15 protein-coding genes are annotated in these 17,160 nt (G+C 49.6%); 7 read left to right on the forward strand and 8 right to left on the reverse strand.

Annotated elements, in window-relative coordinates; translation table 11 throughout:
- Nucleotides 1-7: 7 nt before the first annotated feature.
- The 3 genes from RGV86_RS09340 to RGV86_RS09350 are packed head-to-tail and all read right to left on the reverse strand — an operon-like array spanning nt 8 to nt 2,843.
- The gene (locus tag RGV86_RS09340) at nt 8-1,045 is read right to left on the reverse strand and encodes a FecCD family ABC transporter permease (RefSeq protein WP_038808991.1); all 1,038 of its coding nucleotides are present in this window, start codon (nt 1,043-1,045) and stop codon (nt 8-10) included.
- A gap of 8 nt (nt 1,046-1,053) precedes the next feature.
- Nucleotides 1,054-2,037, reverse strand: coding sequence for a FecCD family ABC transporter permease (locus RGV86_RS09345; RefSeq protein ID WP_085461198.1), 984 nt, complete (start codon nt 2,035-2,037; stop codon nt 1,054-1,056).
- Nucleotides 2,034-2,843: an ABC transporter ATP-binding protein gene (locus RGV86_RS09350; RefSeq protein WP_000940878.1), complete on the reverse strand. Its 810-nt coding sequence runs from the start codon at nt 2,841-2,843 to the stop codon at nt 2,034-2,036. The genes RGV86_RS09345 and RGV86_RS09350 overlap by 4 nt, the downstream gene beginning before the upstream one ends.
- Before the next feature lie 373 nt (nt 2,844-3,216).
- Between RGV86_RS09350 and RGV86_RS09355 the strand changes: the two genes are divergently transcribed.
- Nucleotides 3,217-5,358 carry a TonB-dependent siderophore receptor gene (locus RGV86_RS09355; RefSeq protein ID WP_085461199.1) on the forward strand — a complete coding sequence of 714 codons (2,142 nt, stop codon included), beginning with the start codon at nt 3,217-3,219 and terminating at the stop codon, nt 5,356-5,358.
- A gap of 62 nt (nt 5,359-5,420) precedes the next feature.
- Here RGV86_RS09355 and parE read toward each other — a convergent pair whose 3' ends face one another.
- From parE to nudF, 5 genes are read right to left on the reverse strand one after another with little or no spacing between them, the layout of a single operon-like run.
- A complete protein-coding gene (gene parE, locus RGV86_RS09360) occupies nt 5,421-7,313 on the reverse strand; it encodes a DNA topoisomerase IV subunit B (RefSeq protein ID WP_000195277.1) in 1,893 nt (630 codons plus the stop codon).
- A gap of 28 nt (nt 7,314-7,341) precedes the next feature.
- Nucleotides 7,342-7,923, reverse strand: a complete 582-nt coding sequence (gene yqiA / locus RGV86_RS09365) for an esterase YqiA (RefSeq protein WP_000105733.1) — start codon at nt 7,921-7,923, stop codon at nt 7,342-7,344.
- A complete protein-coding gene (gene cpdA / locus RGV86_RS09370) occupies nt 7,923-8,750 on the reverse strand; it encodes a 3',5'-cyclic-AMP phosphodiesterase (protein WP_000444758.1) in 828 nt (275 codons plus the stop codon). The genes yqiA and cpdA overlap by 1 nt, the downstream gene beginning before the upstream one ends.
- 24 nt (nt 8,751-8,774) lie before the next feature.
- Entirely contained in the window at nt 8,775-9,197 is a 423-nt protein-coding gene (locus RGV86_RS09375) for a DUF1249 family protein (protein ID WP_000833387.1), read from the reverse strand.
- Nucleotides 9,198-9,827: an ADP-ribose diphosphatase gene (nudF, locus tag RGV86_RS09380; protein WP_000917108.1), complete on the reverse strand. Its 630-nt coding sequence runs from the start codon at nt 9,825-9,827 to the stop codon at nt 9,198-9,200.
- A 205-nt stretch (nt 9,828-10,032) separates the two neighbouring features.
- Between nudF and tolC the strand changes: the two genes are divergently transcribed.
- The 6 genes from tolC (at nt 10,033) to dsbI (ending at nt 17,153) form a co-directional block, all read left to right on the forward strand.
- On the forward strand, nt 10,033-11,514 hold the full coding sequence (gene tolC, locus RGV86_RS09385; RefSeq protein WP_000735301.1) for an outer membrane channel protein TolC: 1,482 nt from the start codon (nt 10,033-10,035) through the stop codon (nt 11,512-11,514).
- Between the two features lie 147 nt (nt 11,515-11,661).
- Complete coding sequence (locus RGV86_RS09390) at nt 11,662-12,333, forward strand: DUF1190 family protein (protein ID WP_000831543.1); 672 nt, start codon at nt 11,662-11,664, stop codon at nt 12,331-12,333.
- Nucleotides 12,334-12,338: 5 nt separating this feature from the next.
- Complete coding sequence (locus RGV86_RS09395) at nt 12,339-13,499, forward strand: glutathionylspermidine synthase family protein (RefSeq protein WP_000442852.1); 1,161 nt, start codon at nt 12,339-12,341, stop codon at nt 13,497-13,499.
- Nucleotides 13,500-13,983: 484 nt separating this feature from the next.
- Nucleotides 13,984-15,780 (forward strand): arylsulfate sulfotransferase AssT, encoded by a 1,797-nt coding sequence (gene assT, locus RGV86_RS09400; RefSeq protein WP_000459857.1) that lies wholly within the window; start codon nt 13,984-13,986, stop codon nt 15,778-15,780.
- 18 nt (nt 15,781-15,798) lie between these two features.
- Entirely contained in the window at nt 15,799-16,467 is a 669-nt protein-coding gene (locus tag RGV86_RS09405; protein WP_000040018.1) for a thiol:disulfide interchange protein DsbA/DsbL, read from the forward strand.
- Nucleotides 16,468-16,481: 14 nt separating this feature from the next.
- Nucleotides 16,482-17,153, forward strand: a complete 672-nt coding sequence (gene dsbI / locus RGV86_RS09410) for a protein-disulfide oxidoreductase DsbI (protein WP_032226305.1) — start codon at nt 16,482-16,484, stop codon at nt 17,151-17,153.
- The last annotated feature ends 7 nt before the right edge of the window (nt 17,154-17,160 follow it).

Consider the following 17,160-nt stretch of genomic DNA (forward strand, 5'->3'; position numbering starts at 1 on the left):
ACTCCCGTTAAAAACTGTTCCTGCGTTGCCAGAGCAGTAGTAAAAAGAATGGTCCACCAATCAGTGAAATAATGATTCCGGCTGGCAGTTGCAAAGGCAAAAAAGCCAAACGACCAATGCTATCCGCCAGGATAACTAATAACGCCCCCGATACTGCGCTCCCCAGCAGTAATGTCGTCTGCCCGCCACGCAGAATAAAACGTGATATATGCGGTGCTATCAATCCGACAAAACCGATGTTACCAACACATGAAACGCAGACAGCTGTCAGGATTATTGGTGCGGCTACACGCAATAACGCCAGACGGGAACTATTCACACCTAACCCGGTTGCAATCTGATGACCAAGCAGAGCGATATCCGCAGTCCGGGCGGTGAACAGCAATAAAAGAGCGGCTGGCACCATCCAACAGGCTGAAATACCGACTAACATCCAGTTGGCTGCATGAAGGCTTCCCGATAACCACATCAATGCAGTTTGTACATCACGAACATCTGCTGTGGTCATAAATACACCGATCCCGGCGGCGAAAAACCAGGACACGCCAATGCCTATCAGAACAAATCGCGGGCGAGAAATATCGCGCGCGCAAAAAATCACGATTAAAGCTACCAACAAGCCACCAGCAAGACCAGCCACTGGACGCCAGAACATTCCCAGCATTGGAAACTGGAAAATCAGCCACAGCACAGCCACGCTACATCCTTCTTTAACGCCGATTAAACCGGGATCGGCAAGGCCGTTACGCGCAATGGATTGCATTGCGGCTCCTGCCATACCTAACATGGCCCCGCATAGCAATGCCATGATGACTCTTGGCAAGCGGATATCCTGCACAATATAACGTGCGTCTGTGCTTACGTTTTCTGGAGCAAACAACGCTCGCCCGACTTCCGATGCCGGGACGGAGAAAGTGCCATGCATCAAACCGAATATCAGTATTCCAACCGCAAACAGAGACAGCCCACTAAGCAACACCAGGTTTTTAGGGCGCACCAGTGTCGAAAACTTACCAACACGTAGTGGGCGTAGTCCGACGTTCATTATCCGACTCATTTGAACATCCTCGTCGCCATAATGACAAAAACGGGCGCACCAACTAACGCCGTCATGACACCGGTCGCTAACTCATGGGGCGTGAAAAGCGTCCGGGCAATAATATCTGCCAGTAATAACAAAAGCGCGCCGACACAAGCTGAAAGAGGGAGCAGAACGCGCAGATCCGCTGATACCAGACGCCTGACAATCTGCGGTACTAGCAGACCGACAAAACCAATGGGGCCAGCAATCGATACGGCTGCGCCACAGAGTAACGCGATCGCAAGCAGAGTGAATGTTCGCGTGCGGAGTACCGAGACGCCCAGCCCCTGCGCCATGCGATCACCCAGTGCCAACATGTTAAGAGAGGGCGCAAGGTAAATGGCTAACACAACCCCCCCCAGAGAAAACCAGGCGGACGTACCCAGCGTCGCCCAATCCTGCCCCGCTAAATCACCTGCTAGCCATGTCCGCATCTCCAGCAGTGTTTGTTCGTCAAGAATCAGGATTGCAGCCGTTATTGAGGACACGAACGCCGATAGCGCCACGCCGCATAAAGTAACTTTCATTGGCGTTAACCCTGAACGCCCTGCGGAGGAAAGCAGCAATATCAACAGGAACAATAACGCGCCGCCCGTAGATGCCAGCAGTGGGCGTCCAACCGGAAAGGCCAGCCCAAGCGCACTGGCAGCAACGACAGCAAGAGCGGCTCCGGCATTTAAGCCTAAAATATGTGGCTCCCCCAATGGGTTACGAATGACAGCCTGCAATAAAGCACCAGCAACGCCAAGAGAAGCACCGATAAGCAATGCTGCCGCTAAACGCGGCAAACGGAGTCTTACAATTACGTTGTGATCGAAGTTTTGCGGTTCAAAATGAAGAAATGCCTGCAACACCGTTTGTGGTGCAATAAATCGGGCACCAATCCCTGGATATACCACGCATCCCACCAGCAGTAAGGCGAGGAAAAATACAGTAACCAGCCCCGCGCGCATCATACTTTTTCTACACCACGAAACGGCATGAATAACGGTTTCCCCGTCAGAGGATTTATTGATGCGTGAACATCAACGTCAAAGACAGCTTTTACCAGCTCAGGCGTGCAATGCTCCCCCTCATTCAATACACGCACCACTTTTCCCTGGCGTAAAAATATCAACGTATCACCATAATTCACGGCAAAATTCAGATCATGCAACACCACAACGACTGTACGCCCGTGATGACGCGTCAAATCATGTAATAATTCAAGAATTTCAACCTGATAACGTAAATCAAGCCAGGTTGTGGGTTCATCCAGCAGGATATAAGGCGTCTTTTGCGCCAACACCATCGCAATCCAGCATCGCTGGCGCTGCCCACCAGAGAGTTTTTCAACCGGTAAATGTGCAAACTCCTGCGTACCGGTTAATTTTAGTGCCTCTTCTACCGCCTGTTCGTCGGCGTCGCTCCATTGACGTATGAAATTTTGCCAGGGAAAGCGCCCACGCGACACCAGTTCATAAACGGTTAAGCCCTCTGGCAATAATGGCGACTGCGGCAAGATCCCAAGTCTGCGGGATAACTCTTTCGTTGGTTGCTCGTGAATCGCTTTACCATCCAGCAATATCGAGCCGCCCATGGGTTGCAAGATACGTGCAATGGTGCTGAGCAACGTCGACTTTCCACAACCGTTTGCCCCAACCAGAACGGTCATTTTTTCTGTGGGAACGGAGAAAGAAACACCATCAACAATGATTTTCTTGTGATACCCGGCAGAAACATTGTCGAGGATCAGCCCCTGCCCTTTTGCGTTATGTGCCACGTGTACGCCAACTTAATCAAAGACAAACAAAAATAAAACTCATTCTCCTTTGAGAGTTTGACGCCACAAAATGTAGTAGTCAAGAAGTTAAAAGCCACACAAAAACAAGGTAAATAACAGGTTAAATATTTTTAATGATAAAAATAAAACCATTATATATTAATAATTTAATCACAACTAAATTGCATTAATCTCTCATAAAAACACATGTGGCAATTTTTTGTTATTTATCATTTACTACTACATCACCACATGATTGAATGATTCTCAATTACATATCCGATGGCGAAATAACAAACGGATAGTGCTTAGTGAGCAACAAGAAACAATTTTCACTCGCGACAATCCGCGAGTTTTTGGGATAACAGACTAAATGGCTAAGTTCACACCTTCATTCTCAGGAGTCAAAGGTCGGGCGCTCTTTTCACTGTTCTTTGCGGCACCGATGATTCATGCAACCGACACTGTAACGACCAAAGATGGCGAAACAATCACTGTTACAGCGGATGCAAATACCGCAACTGAGGCTACCGATGGTTATCAACCTCTGAGCACCTCCACGGCGACATTAACCGATATGCCAATGCTGGATATTCCGCAGGTGGTCAATACGGTTAGCGATCAAGTACTGGAAAATCAGAATGCGACGACGCTGGATGAGGCGCTTTATAACGTCAGTAACGTGGTACAGACCAATACATTAGGCGGGACTCAGGATGCTTTTGTACGCCGTGGGTTTGGCGCAAACCGGGATGGCTCGATCATGACCAACGGTCTGCGAACCGTACTTCCTCGCAGCTTCAACGCCGCAACAGAACGTGTGGAAGTGCTAAAAGGCCCGGCCTCCACGCTGTATGGCATTCTCGATCCTGGCGGACTGATTAACGTCGTGACAAAGCGCCCGGAAAAAACATTCCATGGTTCTGTCTCAGCCACGTCCTCCAGTTTCGGTGGTGGCACCGGGCAACTTGATATCACAGGCCCCATTGAAGGCACTCAGCTGGCATACCGCCTGACGGGGGAAGTGCAGGATGAAGATTACTGGCGGAATTTCGGTAAAGAGCGCAGTACATTTATTGCCCCATCACTCACCTGGTTTGGTGATAATGCAACAGTAACCATGCTCTATTCCCATCGGGATTATAAAACGCCGTTCGATCGTGGAACGATTTTCGACCTTACGACGAAACAGCCCGTAAACGTTGATCGAAAAATACGTTTCGACGAACCGTTTAATATTACAGATGGTCAGTCCGATCTGGCGCAACTCAACGCAGAATATCATCTCAATAGCCAGTGGACAGCGCGCTTTGATTACAGCTACAGCCAGGATAAATACAGCGATAATCAAGCTCGCGTTACCGCGTATGATGCAACGACAGGAACACTGACACGGCGTGTTGATGCAACTCAGGGATCTACCCAGCGTATGCATTCTACTCGTGCGGATCTGCAAGGGAATGTTGATATTGCTGGATTCTATAATGAAATTTTGAGTGGGGTGTCATATGAATATTATGATCTTCTGCGCACAGATATGATTCGCTGTAAAAACGCTAAAGATTTCAATATTTATAATCCTGTTTATGGCAATACCAGCAAATGCACAACGGTCTCGGCGTCGGACAGCGATCAGACGATCAAACAGGAGAGCTACTCAGCGTACGCACAGGACGCACTCTATCTGACCGATAACTGGATTGCCGTCGCCGGGATCCGCTATCAGTATTACACACAGTATGCGGGTAAAGGCCGCCCTTTTAATGTCAATACTGACAGTCGCGATGAACAATGGACTCCCAAACTGGGGTTGGTCTACAAACTGACGCCATCGGTATCCTTATTTGCTAATTATTCGCAAACATTTATGCCGCAATCGTCAATTGCCAGCTACATTGGCGATCTTCCACCGGAATCATCTAATGCTTACGAAGTCGGGGCAAAATTCGAGCTGTTCGATGGTATAACCGCAGATATTGCGCTGTTTGATATCCATAAACGTAACGTCTTGTATACCGAAAGTATTGGTGACGAAACCATCGCCAAAACGGCAGGCCGCGTTCGTTCAAGAGGGGTAGAGGTCGACCTTGCGGGAGCATTAACTGAAAATATTAATATAATTGCCAGCTACGGCTATACCGATGCTAAGGTTCTGGATGATCCTGATTATGCAGGAAAACCATTGCCGAATGTTCCTCGTCATACCGGTTCGCTATTCCTGACCTATGACATTCACAACATGCCAGGCAATAACACACTGACGTTTGGCGGTGGCGGACATGGCGTAAGCCGTCGTTCGGCAACCAATGGGGCTGACTATTATCTGCCAGGCTATTTCGTTGCCGATGCCTTCGCCGCATACAAAATGAAATTGCAGTATCCGGTCACTCTGCAATTAAACGTCAAAAACCTGTTTGATAAAACGTATTACACCTCTTCCATCGCCACAAATAATCTGGGCAACCAGATTGGCGATCCTCGTGAAGTGCAATTCACGGTGAAAATGGAGTTTTGATAAAAAAGCCCGGTATACGATTGTATACCGGGCTATGTTTTATTCTCCTGACGGGAGGATTATCAGACCTCAATCTCCGCCATGTCGCCTTTCTCTTGCAACCAGTTACGACGGTCTTCCGAGCGTTTCTTCGCCAGCAGCATATCCATCATCGCGTCAGTACGCTGATCGTCTTCATCATCAATAGTCAACTGCACCAGACGGCGAGTATTCGGATCAAGCGTGGTTTCGCGCAATTGCATCGGGTTCATTTCCCCGAGACCTTTAAAACGCTGGACGTTCGGCTTGCCTTTCTTGCGTTTTAATTGCTCAAGTACGCCCTCTTTCTCTTCTTCTGTCAGCGCGTAATAGACCTCTTTACCCAGATCAATACGGTAGAGCGGTGGCAGAGCAACGTAAACGTGACCATGTTTCACTAGCGTGCGAAAGTGTTTTACAAACAGCGCGCAGAGCAGCGTGGCAATGTGCAGGCCATCGGAGTCCGCATCCGCGAGGATACAGATCTTGCCGTAACGTAGCTGGCTAAGATCATCGCTGTCAGGATCAATACCGATCGCAACCGAAATATCGTGCACTTCCTGCGAGGCCAGTACTTCATCGGAAGAGACTTCCCAGGTGTTAAGGATCTTACCTTTCAACGGCATGATCGCCTGATATTCACGATCGCGCGCCTGCTTGGCAGATCCGCCTGCAGAGTCCCCTTCCACGAGGAACAGTTCGGTACGGTTAAGATCCTGCGCGGTGCAGTCAGCCAGTTTGCCAGGCAGCGCCGGGCCGCTGGTCAGCTTTTTACGTACCACTTTTTTGGCGGCACGCATACGACGCTGGGCGCTGGAAATCGCCATCTCAGCAAGTAGTTCCGCCGCCTGGACGTTCTGGTTCAGCCACAGGGTGAAGGCATCTTTAACCACGCCAGAAACGAATGCCGCACATTGACGCGAAGAGAGACGCTCTTTGGTCTGCCCGGCAAACTGCGGATCCTGCATTTTTACTGACAACACATATGCGCAGCGATCCCAGATATCTTCCGCCGACAGTTTCACGCCGCGCGGCAGAATGTTGCGGTATTCGCAAAACTCACGCATCGCATCCAGCAAGCCCTGACGCAGACCGTTAACGTGCGTACCGCCCTGCATCGTTGGGATCAGGTTGACGTAGCTTTCGGTCAGCAGTTCACCGCCTTCCGGTAGCCACAGTAGCGCCCAGTCAACCGCTTCAGTATCGCCAGCGAAATTACCGATAAACGGTTTTTCCGGCAGTGTCGGTAAACCGTTTACCGCTTCCGCCAGGTAATCGTTCAGACCGTCCTGATAACACCAGCGTTGCTCAGTGTTGTTGATCTCATCTTTAAAGGTGATCTCAACGCCGGGGCACAGTACTGCTTTGGCTTTCAGTACATGTGTAAGCCGGGAAACAGAAAAGCGCGGGCTGTCAAAGAAGGTTTCATCCGGCCAGAAGTGCACGCTGGTGCCGGTATTGCGTTTACCGCAAGTGCCGACGACCTGCAAATCCTGTACCTTTTCGCCATTTTCAAACGCGATGTTATAAATCTGGCCATCGCGGCGCACGTTGACTTCTACGCGCTTCGACAAGGCGTTAACCACCGAAATCCCCACGCCATGCAGGCCGCCAGAGAACTGGTAATTTTTGTTAGAGAATTTACCGCCTGCGTGCAGACGGCAAAGAATCAGTTCAACCGCCGGTACACCCTCTTCCGGGTGAATATCCACCGGCATCCCGCGCCCATCGTCAATCACTTCTAACGACTGGTCAGCATGTAAAATTACATCCACGCGTTTTGCGTGACCCGCCAGTGCTTCATCGACACTGTTATCAATAACTTCTTGCCCCAAATGGTTAGGGCGAGTGGTATCGGTATACATCCCCGGACGGCGGCGAACCGGCTCAAGCCCGGTGAGTACCTCAATGGCATCAGCGTTATAAGTTTGCGTCATGGTTTAAGTTAGCAATTCGAGTTGATCGTCAGAGATGGTGCAGACCAAGAAAATCGACGATCGGGTTGAAATAATCTTCGAAGCCCGTGAATGCGTGGTTGCCGCCTTCTATTACAGTCTGGCGGCAGGAAGCGTAGTACGCCACCGCCTGGCGGTAATCCAGCACTTCATCTCCCGTCTGTTGCAGCAGCCAGATAAGATCCGGCGCTTCCAGCGGGTCAATCTGCATGACTTTGAGATCGTAAATATGGCGTGACTCTAGCACATATTGCTGCCCGGTGTAGGGGTTCTCGTTCTGACCGAGATAGTCTGTTAGCAATTCAAACGGGCGCACCGCCGGGTTTACCACCACTGCGGGCAGCATAAAACATTGCGACAACCAGGTGGCGTAGTAACCCCCCAGTGATGAACCGACGATACCCAGCGAATCGCCGCCATGTTCCAGGACAATGGATTCCAGCAGTTCTGCCGCATCGGAAGGATACGGCGGCAACTGCGGAATAATCATCTCAACGTCAGGGTGATGTTCCGCCAGCCAGTTTTTCAACAAGCTCGCTTTTGCAGAACGCGGCGAGCTGTTGAAACCGTGTAAATAAAGAAGCGTAGACATCAGTAACCTTCTGAAGCGGTATCAGGTTGGAAACGCGTGTCCGCAAGGCGGTGCACTTCGGTAGTCAGCGTGCCATCAGCATGTAACTCCAGCGTACGCCAGCCGGGAGCAATGGTGTCCAGCGTGAAGTTGGAACAGTGTGGTTTAAATTGTACACAGGTCGACGGCGTTGCCATCAGGCGGCGCCCGTTCCAGTCGAGATCGAGTTCCTGATGAATATGACCACACAGCAGATATTTGACGTGCGGAAACTTCGCCAGCACATTATCCAGTTCACCTGCGTTACGCAGACTGTGTTGGTCGAGCCAGCTACAGCCTGCAGGCAGCGGATGATGGTGCAGTAGCAGCAACGTATGGCGCTCTGGCGCATCAGACAGCTTACGCTCCAGCCAATCAAGCTGAAACTCGCTCAATTCGCCGTGCGGTACGCCAAACACCTGGCTATCCAGCAACAGGATTTGCCATTGCTCACCAATAAACACCCGCTTCGCCGGGGAGATACCCGCATCCTGTAACGCGCTGTACATCGCGGGCTGGAAATCATGGTTTCCCGGCAGCCAGACGCAGGGCGCACGAAAGCTTGCGATGCCTTCCGCAAAGTGCAGATAGGCCGCAGCAGTTTGATCCTGCGCTAAATCACCTGTCGCGACAATCAGGTCGAATTCGTGCTGGTGTGGACGAATCGCCTCCAGCACAGCCTGGTAGCTCTCCCAGGTGTTTACCCCCAACAGGGCTTCGTGCTTTTGTGCAAACAGGTGAGTGTCGGTAATTTGTAAAATCCTGACTCTGGCCTCACCAGCCAGAGGAAGGGTTAACAGGCTTTCCAAATGGTGTCCTTAGGTTTCACGACGCTAATAAACCGGAATCGCCATCGCTCCATGTGCTAAACAGTATCGCAACCAATCCGCTAAAAACTGATTAATTTGATGCTTTTCGTCGCGTTGATGCAACTTTTTATTAGGATAATCATACCGCGCTTTGAAGCGAAAAATCTGCTGGCTTGAACACACTTCAGCCACCATCGCGTCATGATACAGACGCACCGTCATTGACGGAAGGCTCCAGTAACTGATCGCAGGCGCAGTCTGTTCTATTGTCACCAGGGTAGTGTATCGGGTCGATTCCACTATCGTTAGCCGATAATGTGCGTTTGCCACCTGATAGCTTATAGTTTCGCCGGGTGCATCATTGCGCGGTAACAAACGGCGCAATTGTGAAAAGTTCATCTCGCACAGGCGCATCATTTCAGGAAAGTCAGGTGTGTAACGCTTCATTTATGCCCACTCATTTTTTAACGCTTGATGATGCAGTTGCAGCCATTGCAAAGCGATGACTGACGCTGCGTTGTCGATTTTCCCCTCTTCTACCCACTGGTAGGCCTGTTCCCGGCTTACCACATGAACGCGAATATCTTCGTTTTCATCAGCCAGACCGTGAATACCGCTTGCGGTCGTGGCGTCCACTTCGCCCACCATAATTGACGAACGCTCACTGGTGCCGCCTGGGCTTGCCAGGAAACTTAACACCGGTTTGGTTCGTTTGACTATCAGCCCCGCCTCTTCAATCGCTTCGCGTCGGGCGACATCTTCCACACTTTCCCCCTCTTCAATCATCCCGGCAACCATTTCCAGTAGCCAGGGCGTTTCGCTGGTGTCATACGCGGCAATCCGTATCTGCTCAATCAACACGACTTCATCACGCACTGGGTCAAAGGGTAGCAAGACTGCGGCGTGACCGCGCTCAAAAATTTCTCTGCGGACTTCATGACTCATTTGCCCGTTGAATAGACGATGACGAAACCTATAAAGATCTAATGAAAAAAAGCCGCGATAAAGTGTTTCTCGTGCAATAATTTCTACATCGTTTTTGCCAAATGAAACGGGCAGGTTGTCTGGCTTAAGCATGGTTAATGTCCTGGCACTAATAGTGAATAAAATGTGAATTTCAGCGACGTTTGACTGCCGTTTGAGCAGTCATGTGTTAAATTGAGGCACATTAATGCCCTATGGCACGTAACGCCAACCTTTTGCGGTAGCGGCTTCTGCTAGAATCCGCAATAATTTTACAGTTTGATCAGCGCTAAATACTGCTTCACCACAAGGAATGCAAATGAAGAAATTGCTCCCCATTCTTATCGGCCTGAGCCTTTCTGGGTTCAGTACGTTGAGCCAGGCCGAGAACCTGATGCAAGTTTATCAGCAAGCACGCCTTAGTAACCCGGAATTGCGTAAGTCTGCCGCCGATCGTGATGCTGCCTTTGAAAAAATTAATGAAGCGCGCAGTCCATTACTGCCACAGCTAGGTTTAGGTGCAGATTACACCTATAGCAACGGCTACCGCGACGCGAACGGCATCAACTCTAACGCAACCAGTGCATCCCTGCAGTTGACTCAGTCCATTTTCGATATGTCGAAATGGCGGGCGCTGACCTTGCAGGAAAAGGCTGCCGGTATTCAGGACGTCACCTATCAGACCGATCAACAAACCTTGATCCTCAACACTGCGACCGCTTATTTCAACGTGTTGAATGCTATTGACGTGCTTTCCTATACCCAGGCGCAAAAAGAAGCGATCTACCGTCAGTTAGATCAAACCACCCAACGTTTTAACGTGGGTCTGGTGGCGATCACTGACGTGCAGAACGCCCGCGCACAGTACGATACCGTGCTGGCGAACGAAGTGACCGCACGTAACAACCTCGACAATGCCGTTGAACAACTGCGTCAGATCACCGGTAATTACTATCCGGAACTGGCGGCCCTGAATGTCGAAAACTTCAAAACCGACAAACCACAGCCGGTTAACGCGCTGCTGAAAGAAGCAGAAAAACGCAACCTGTCGCTGTTACAGGCACGTTTGAGCCAGGATCTGGCGCGCGAGCAAATTCGCCAGGCGCAGGATGGTCACTTACCGACGCTGGATTTAACGGCTTCTACCGGGATTTCTGACACCTCTTATAGCGGTTCGAAAACCCGTGGAGCGAACAGTGCCCAGTATGACGACAGCAATATGGGTCAGAACAAAGTGGGTCTGAGCTTCTCGCTGCCGATTTATCAGGGCGGAATGGTTAACTCGCAGGTGAAACAGGCACAGTACAACTTTGTCGGTGCCAGCGAACAACTGGAAAGCGCACACCGTAGCGTCGTGCAAACCGTGCGTTCCTCTTTCAACAACATTAATGCATCTATCAGTAGCATTAACGCTTACAAACAAGCCGTTGTTTCCGCCCAAAGCTCATTAGACGCGATGGAAGCGGGCTACTCGGTCGGTACGCGTACCATTGTTGATGTGTTGGACGCCACCACTACGCTGTACAACGCCAAACAAGAACTGGCAAATGCGCGTTATAACTACCTGATTAACCAGTTGAATATTAAATCAGCTCTGGGTACGTTGAACGAGCAGGATCTGCTGGCACTAAACAATGCGCTGAGCAAACCGGTTTCTACTAATCCGGAAAACGTTGCGCCGCCAACGCCAGAACAGAATGCTATTGCTGATGGCTATGCGCCTGATAGCCCGGCACCCGTCGTTCAGCAAACATCCGCACGCACTACCACCAGTAACGGTCATAACCCTTTCCGTAACTGATGACGACGACGGGGCTTCGGCCCCGTCTGAACGTAAGGCAACGTAAAGATACGGGTTATCTGCCGCATTCTTCCCCCTTCTCGCTTCAATTTCGACCAGCCATCCTCTATTCTGATGGGTATTTACCACTGGTCCCGGAAGACAAAAATGAAACGGACAAAATCCATACGCCACGCATCGTTCCGCAAAAACTGGAGCGCACGCCATCTGACACCTGTTGCTCTCGCGGTTGCCACTGTTTTTATGCTGGCAGGCTGTGAAAAGAGTGATGAAACAGTGTCTCTGTATCAAAATGCTGATGATTGTTCAGCGGCAAACCCAGGCAAAAGTGCAGAATGCACCACTGCGTACAATAATGCGCTGAAAGAAGCGGAACGTACTGCGCCGAAATACGCCACCCGTGAAGACTGTGTTGCTGAATTTGGCGAAGGTCAATGCCAGCAGGCACCTGCTCAGGCTGGCATGGCGCCAGAAAACCAGGCGCAGGCTCAGCAATCCAGCGGTAGCTTCTGGATGCCGCTGATGGCCGGTTACATGATGGGACGTCTGATGGGCGGCGGCGCGGGCTTTGCGCAACAACCGCTGTTCTCTTCGAAAAACCCGGCCAGCCCGGCTTACGGCAAATACACTGATGCCACCGGTAAAAACTATGGCGCAGCCCAGCCAGGCCGCACCATGACCGTACCGAAAACAGCCATGGCGCCGAAACCAGCCACCACCACCACCGTTACCCGTGGCGGCTTTGGTGAATCTGTTGCCAAACAAAGCACCATGCAGCGTAGCGCAACCGGCACTTCCTCTCGTTCAATGGGCGGCTGATACCGATGGAAAGAGTCAGTATTACCGAGCGCCCGGACTGGCGCGAGAAAGCTCACGAGTACGGTTTCAATTTCCATACCATGTACGGTGAGCCGTACTGGTGTGAAGATGCTTACTACAAATTGACCCTCGCCCAGGTTGAAAAGCTGGAAGAGGTCACCGCTGAACTACACCAGATGTGCCTGAAGGTGGTGGAAAAAGTGATCGCCAGCGACGAGCTGATGACCAAATTCCGCATTCCAAAACACACCTGGAGTTTTGTGCGTCAGTCATGGCTGACGCACCAGCCGTCGCTTTATTCGCGTCTTGATCTGGCGTGGGATGGCACTGGCGAACCTAAACTTCTGGAAAATAACGCCGATACGCCAACGTCACTATACGAGGCGGCGTTCTTTCAGTGGATCTGGTTGGAAGATCAGCTTAACGCGGGCAACCTGCCGGAAGGCAGCGACCAGTTTAACAGTCTGCAAGAAAAGCTCATTGACCGTTTTGTCGAGTTGCGTGAGCAGTACGGCTTTCAGTTGCTGCATCTCACCTGCTGTCGCGACACAGTGGAAGATCGTGGCACCATTCAGTATTTGCAGGACTGCGCGACCGAAGCTGAAATCGCCACCGAGTTTCTGTACATCGACGATATCGGTTTAGGCGAAAAAGGTCAGTTCACAGATTTGCAGGATCAGGTCATCGCTAACCTGTTCAAACTGTATCCGTGGGAATTTATGCTGCGCGAAATGTTCTCCACTAAACTTGAAGATGCTGGCGTGCGTTGGCTGGAACCGGCGTGGAAGAGCATTATCTCCAACAAGGCGCTTCTGCCGCTGCTGTGGGAGATGTTCCCGAATCACCCGAACCTGCTGCCCGCTTATTTTGCGGAAGATGATCATCCGCAAATGGAAAAATATGTGGTTAAACCGATCTTCTCCCGTGAAGGCGCAAACGTGTCGATCATTGAGAACGGTAAAACCATTGAAGCAGCGGAAGGTCCGTATGGCGAAGAAGGGATGATTGTTCAGCAATTCCATCCACTACCGAAATTTGGCGACAGTTATATGCTGATTGGAAGTTGGCTGGTGAACGATCAACCTGCCGGAATTGGGATTCGTGAAGACCGAGCATTAATCACCCAGGACATGTCACGGTTTTATCCGCATATTTTTGTTGAATAATACTGTTCAAAATTGCCCCGTTTACTGGGGCAATTTATTATAATCCGCAAATCATCACTCCCACCTATATATAATCAACTACATCTATCACCTTTATTTAACATTAATTCCTAATTTAATATTAGATCGTCATATGTAAGCGATATTGTAATTAAATTAACTAATAAAACCACATAGTAACTTGTTGTTTTATATGTTTATTTATAACTTTTATTGCACCAAGAATAGATTTAATAATTAAAAAACAATGTCGCTGGGATCACACTACACAATATTGAATATTGTTATTGATATATTGCCCCCCTAGTATCGACTAAAAGAAAATATTTGTTACAGAGAAATACAAAAATCTAAATCAAGTAAAAAAGCATTTATAACAACTATTAGAAATACACTTTCATTCGTCAAATGAATTTATTAGTACCATCTCAACAGTCGATATTCATCATTATTATATATTTGCGTTATATAAGGAGATATATCCATGTTTGATAAATATAGAAAAACTCTGGTAGCCGGAGCTGTGGCGATAACTCTGGGTTTGTCAGCATCAGGGGTGATGGCAGCAGGTTTTAAACCTGCACCACCTGCCGGGCAACTCGGCGCAGTCATCGTTGATCCCTACGGTAATGCTCCTCTGACTGCTGTGGTTGATTTAGATAGCCATGCCATTTCTGACGTCAAAGTTACCGTCCACGGGAAAGGCGAAAAAGGCGTTGAAATCAGCTATCACGTGGGTCAGGAGTCACTAAAAACTTACGATGGTGTACCGATTTTTGGTCTTTACCAGAAATTTGCTAACAAAGTAACCGTTGAGTGGAAAGAAAACGGTAAGGCCATGAAAGATGATTACGTGGTGCAGACTTCCGCCATCGTCAATAATTACATGGATAACCGCTCCATCTCCGACCTACAGCAAACCAAAGTTGTTAAAGTCGCGCCAGGTTTTGAAGACCGCCTCTATCTGGTTAATACCCATACCTTTACTGCGCAAGGTTCCGACCTCCACTGGCATGGTGAGAAAGATAAAAATGCCGGGATCCTCGATGCGGGTCCGGCAACCGGCGCACTGCCTTTTGATATCGCGCCATTCACCTTTATCGTCGATACCGAAGGTGAATACCGCTGGTGGCTGGATCAAGACACCTTCTACGATGGTCGTGACCGCGATATCAACAAGCGTGGTTATCTGATGGGCATCCGCGAAACGCCACGCGGCACCTTTACCGCAGTACAGGGTCAGCACTGGTACGAGTTCGACATGATGGGTCAGGTGCTGGAAGATCATAAACTGCCGCGCGGATTCGCTGACGCCACTCATGAATCCATTGAGACGCCAAATGGCACGGTACTGTTGCGCGTAGGTAAGAGTAACTATCGTCGCGATGACGGCGTACACGTCACCACCATTCGTGACCATATCCTCGAAGTCGATAAATCTGGTCGCGTTGTCGATGTATGGGATCTGACGAAGATCCTCGATCCGAAACGCGATGCACTGCTCGGCGCGCTGGATGCAGGTGCAGTTTGCGTTAACGTTGACCTTGCCCATGCAGGACAACAGGCAAAACTGGAACCAGATACACCGTTTGGCGACGCTCTGGGTGTAGGGCCAGGCCGTAACTGGGCGCACGTTAATTCCATCGCTTATGACGCAAAAGATGACTCAATTATTCTCTCCTCTCGTCATCAGGGCGTAGTGAAGATTGGTCGTGATAAGCAAGTGAAATGGATCCTTGCGCCATCGAAAGGCTGGGAAAAACCACTGGCTAGCAAGCTGCTGAAACCAGTTGATGCTAACGGTAAACCTATTACGTGTAACGAAAACGGTCTGTGTGAAAACTCAGACTTCGACTTTACCTACACCCAGCATACCGCCTGGATTTCCAGTAAAGGTACGCTCACTATCTTTGATAATGGCGACGGTCGCCATCTGGAACAACCTGCCTTACCAACCATGAAATATTCCCGCTTTGTGGAATATAAGATTGATGAGAAGAAAGGCACCGTTCAGCAAGTTTGGGAATACGGTAAAGAACGTGGCTACGATTTCTATAGCCCAATCACCTCTATCATTGAATATCAAGCCGACCGCAACACCATGTTTGGCTTCGGTGGTTCTATTCATTTGTTCGATGTCGGGCAGCCAACCGTCGGTAAGTTGAACGAAATAGATTACAAAACCAAAGAAGTGAAAGTGGAAATCGACGTGCTGTCTGATAAACCCAACCAGACTCACTATCGTGCGCTGTTAGTCCGTCCACAGCAGATGTTTAAATAATTAAGAAGGGAATAAAAAATGTCGAAATTAGGGATCTCATCACTGTTTAAAAGTGTACTGCTGACCGCAGCTCTGGCGGTTTCATTTACCGCATCTGCATTCACCGAAGGCACGGATTATATGGTTCTGGAAAAACCGATTCCGAACGCCGATAAAACGCTGATTAAAGTGTTCAGCTATGCCTGCCCGTTCTGCTACAAGTATGACAAAGCAGTGACTGGCCCTGTCTCTGAAAAAGTGAAAGATGTCGTTGCTTTCACGCCTTTTCATCTGGAAACCAAAGGTGAATACGGCAAACAAGCAAGCGAAGTCTTTGCGGTCTTGATAAATAAAGATAAAGCCGCAGGCATTTCCTTATTTGATGCTAACTCTCAGTTTAAGAAGGCCAAGTTTGCCTACTACGCGGCATATCACGACAAAAAAGAACGCTGGTCTGACGGCAAAGATCCCGCTGCCTTTATCAAAACTGGTCTGGATGCCGCAGGTATGAGCCAGGCGGATTTTGAAGCAGCACTGAAAGAGCCAGCGGTACAAGAAACACTGGAAAAATGGAAAGCCTCTTATGAAGTCGCCAAAATCCAGGGGGTTCCGGCCTATGTCGTTAATGGTAAGTACTTGATCTACACCAAGAGTATTAAATCCATTGATGCGATGGCAGACCTTATCCGCGAGTTAGCAAGCAAATAACAGGGAAACAGGCTATGGGTATTAAGGGAATGTGGAAAGACCTACGCACATCACCGGTGAACACGCTGGTCAAATGGCAGGAACAACGCTTTTTGTGGTTGTTAATGGCCGCTGCGATGGGCGCGCTGATTATCCTCGCGCACTCGTTCTTCCAAATCTATCTCTACATGGCACCATGCGAACAATGCGTTTACATTCGCTACGCCATGTTTGTAATGGTTATTGGAGGATTGGTTGCGGCGATCAACCCGAAGAATATCGTCCTTAAGTTGATTGGCTGCGTGATGGCATTTTACGGCAGCATTATGGGGCTGAAGTTTTCACTCAAACTGAACGATATCCACCATGCGGTGCATAACCCGGAGCCCGATTCACTGTTTGGCGTACAGGGTTGCTCTACCGATCCCACTTTCCCCTTTAACCTGCCGCTTGCACAGTGGGCACCAAACTGGTTCAAACCGACCGGAGATTGTGGCTATGACGCGCCAATCGTTCCCGATGGCGTCACACTGAGCAGTATGCAGCAGTGGTTTGTAGAGATGTATCAGCAATCTGAAGGCTGGTATCTACTACCGCCGTGGCACTTTATGAACATGGCACAGGCCTGTATGTTGGCTTTTGGTCTCTGTTTATTACTGCTGCTAGTGATGAGCGGCGCATGGGGACTCAAGCTGCTGCAAAAGTAAGGTAACG

Source organism: Escherichia ruysiae (assembly GCF_031323975.1).
Lineage (GTDB): Bacteria > Pseudomonadota > Gammaproteobacteria > Enterobacterales > Enterobacteriaceae > Escherichia > Escherichia ruysiae.

Excerpts from the sequence above, each read along its gene's own strand:
- RGV86_RS09340 (WP_038808991.1), bottom strand. The coding sequence starts at position 1,045 with ATGAACGTCGGACTACGCCCACTACGTGTTGGTAAGTTTTCGACACTG.
- RGV86_RS09345 (WP_085461198.1), bottom strand. The coding sequence starts at position 2,037 with ATGATGCGCGCGGGGCTGGTTACTGTATTTTTCCTCGCCTTACTGCTG.
- RGV86_RS09355 (WP_085461199.1), top strand. The coding sequence starts at position 3,217 with ATGGCTAAGTTCACACCTTCATTCTCAGGAGTCAAAGGTCGGGCGCTC.
- parE (WP_000195277.1), bottom strand. The coding sequence starts at position 7,313 with ATGACGCAAACTTATAACGCTGATGCCATTGAGGTACTCACCGGGCTT.
- yqiA (WP_000105733.1), bottom strand. The coding sequence starts at position 7,923 with ATGTCTACGCTTCTTTATTTACACGGTTTCAACAGCTCGCCGCGTTCT.
- RGV86_RS09375 (WP_000833387.1), bottom strand. The coding sequence starts at position 9,197 with ATGAAGCGTTACACACCTGACTTTCCTGAAATGATGCGCCTGTGCGAG.
- nudF (WP_000917108.1), bottom strand. The coding sequence starts at position 9,827 with ATGCTTAAGCCAGACAACCTGCCCGTTTCATTTGGCAAAAACGATGTA.
- tolC (WP_000735301.1), top strand. The coding sequence starts at position 10,033 with ATGAAGAAATTGCTCCCCATTCTTATCGGCCTGAGCCTTTCTGGGTTC.
- RGV86_RS09390 (WP_000831543.1), top strand. The coding sequence starts at position 11,662 with ATGAAACGGACAAAATCCATACGCCACGCATCGTTCCGCAAAAACTGG.
- RGV86_RS09395 (WP_000442852.1), top strand. The coding sequence starts at position 12,339 with ATGGAAAGAGTCAGTATTACCGAGCGCCCGGACTGGCGCGAGAAAGCT.
- assT (WP_000459857.1), top strand. The coding sequence starts at position 13,984 with ATGTTTGATAAATATAGAAAAACTCTGGTAGCCGGAGCTGTGGCGATA.
- RGV86_RS09405 (WP_000040018.1), top strand. The coding sequence starts at position 15,799 with ATGTCGAAATTAGGGATCTCATCACTGTTTAAAAGTGTACTGCTGACC.
- dsbI (WP_032226305.1), top strand. The coding sequence starts at position 16,482 with ATGGGTATTAAGGGAATGTGGAAAGACCTACGCACATCACCGGTGAAC.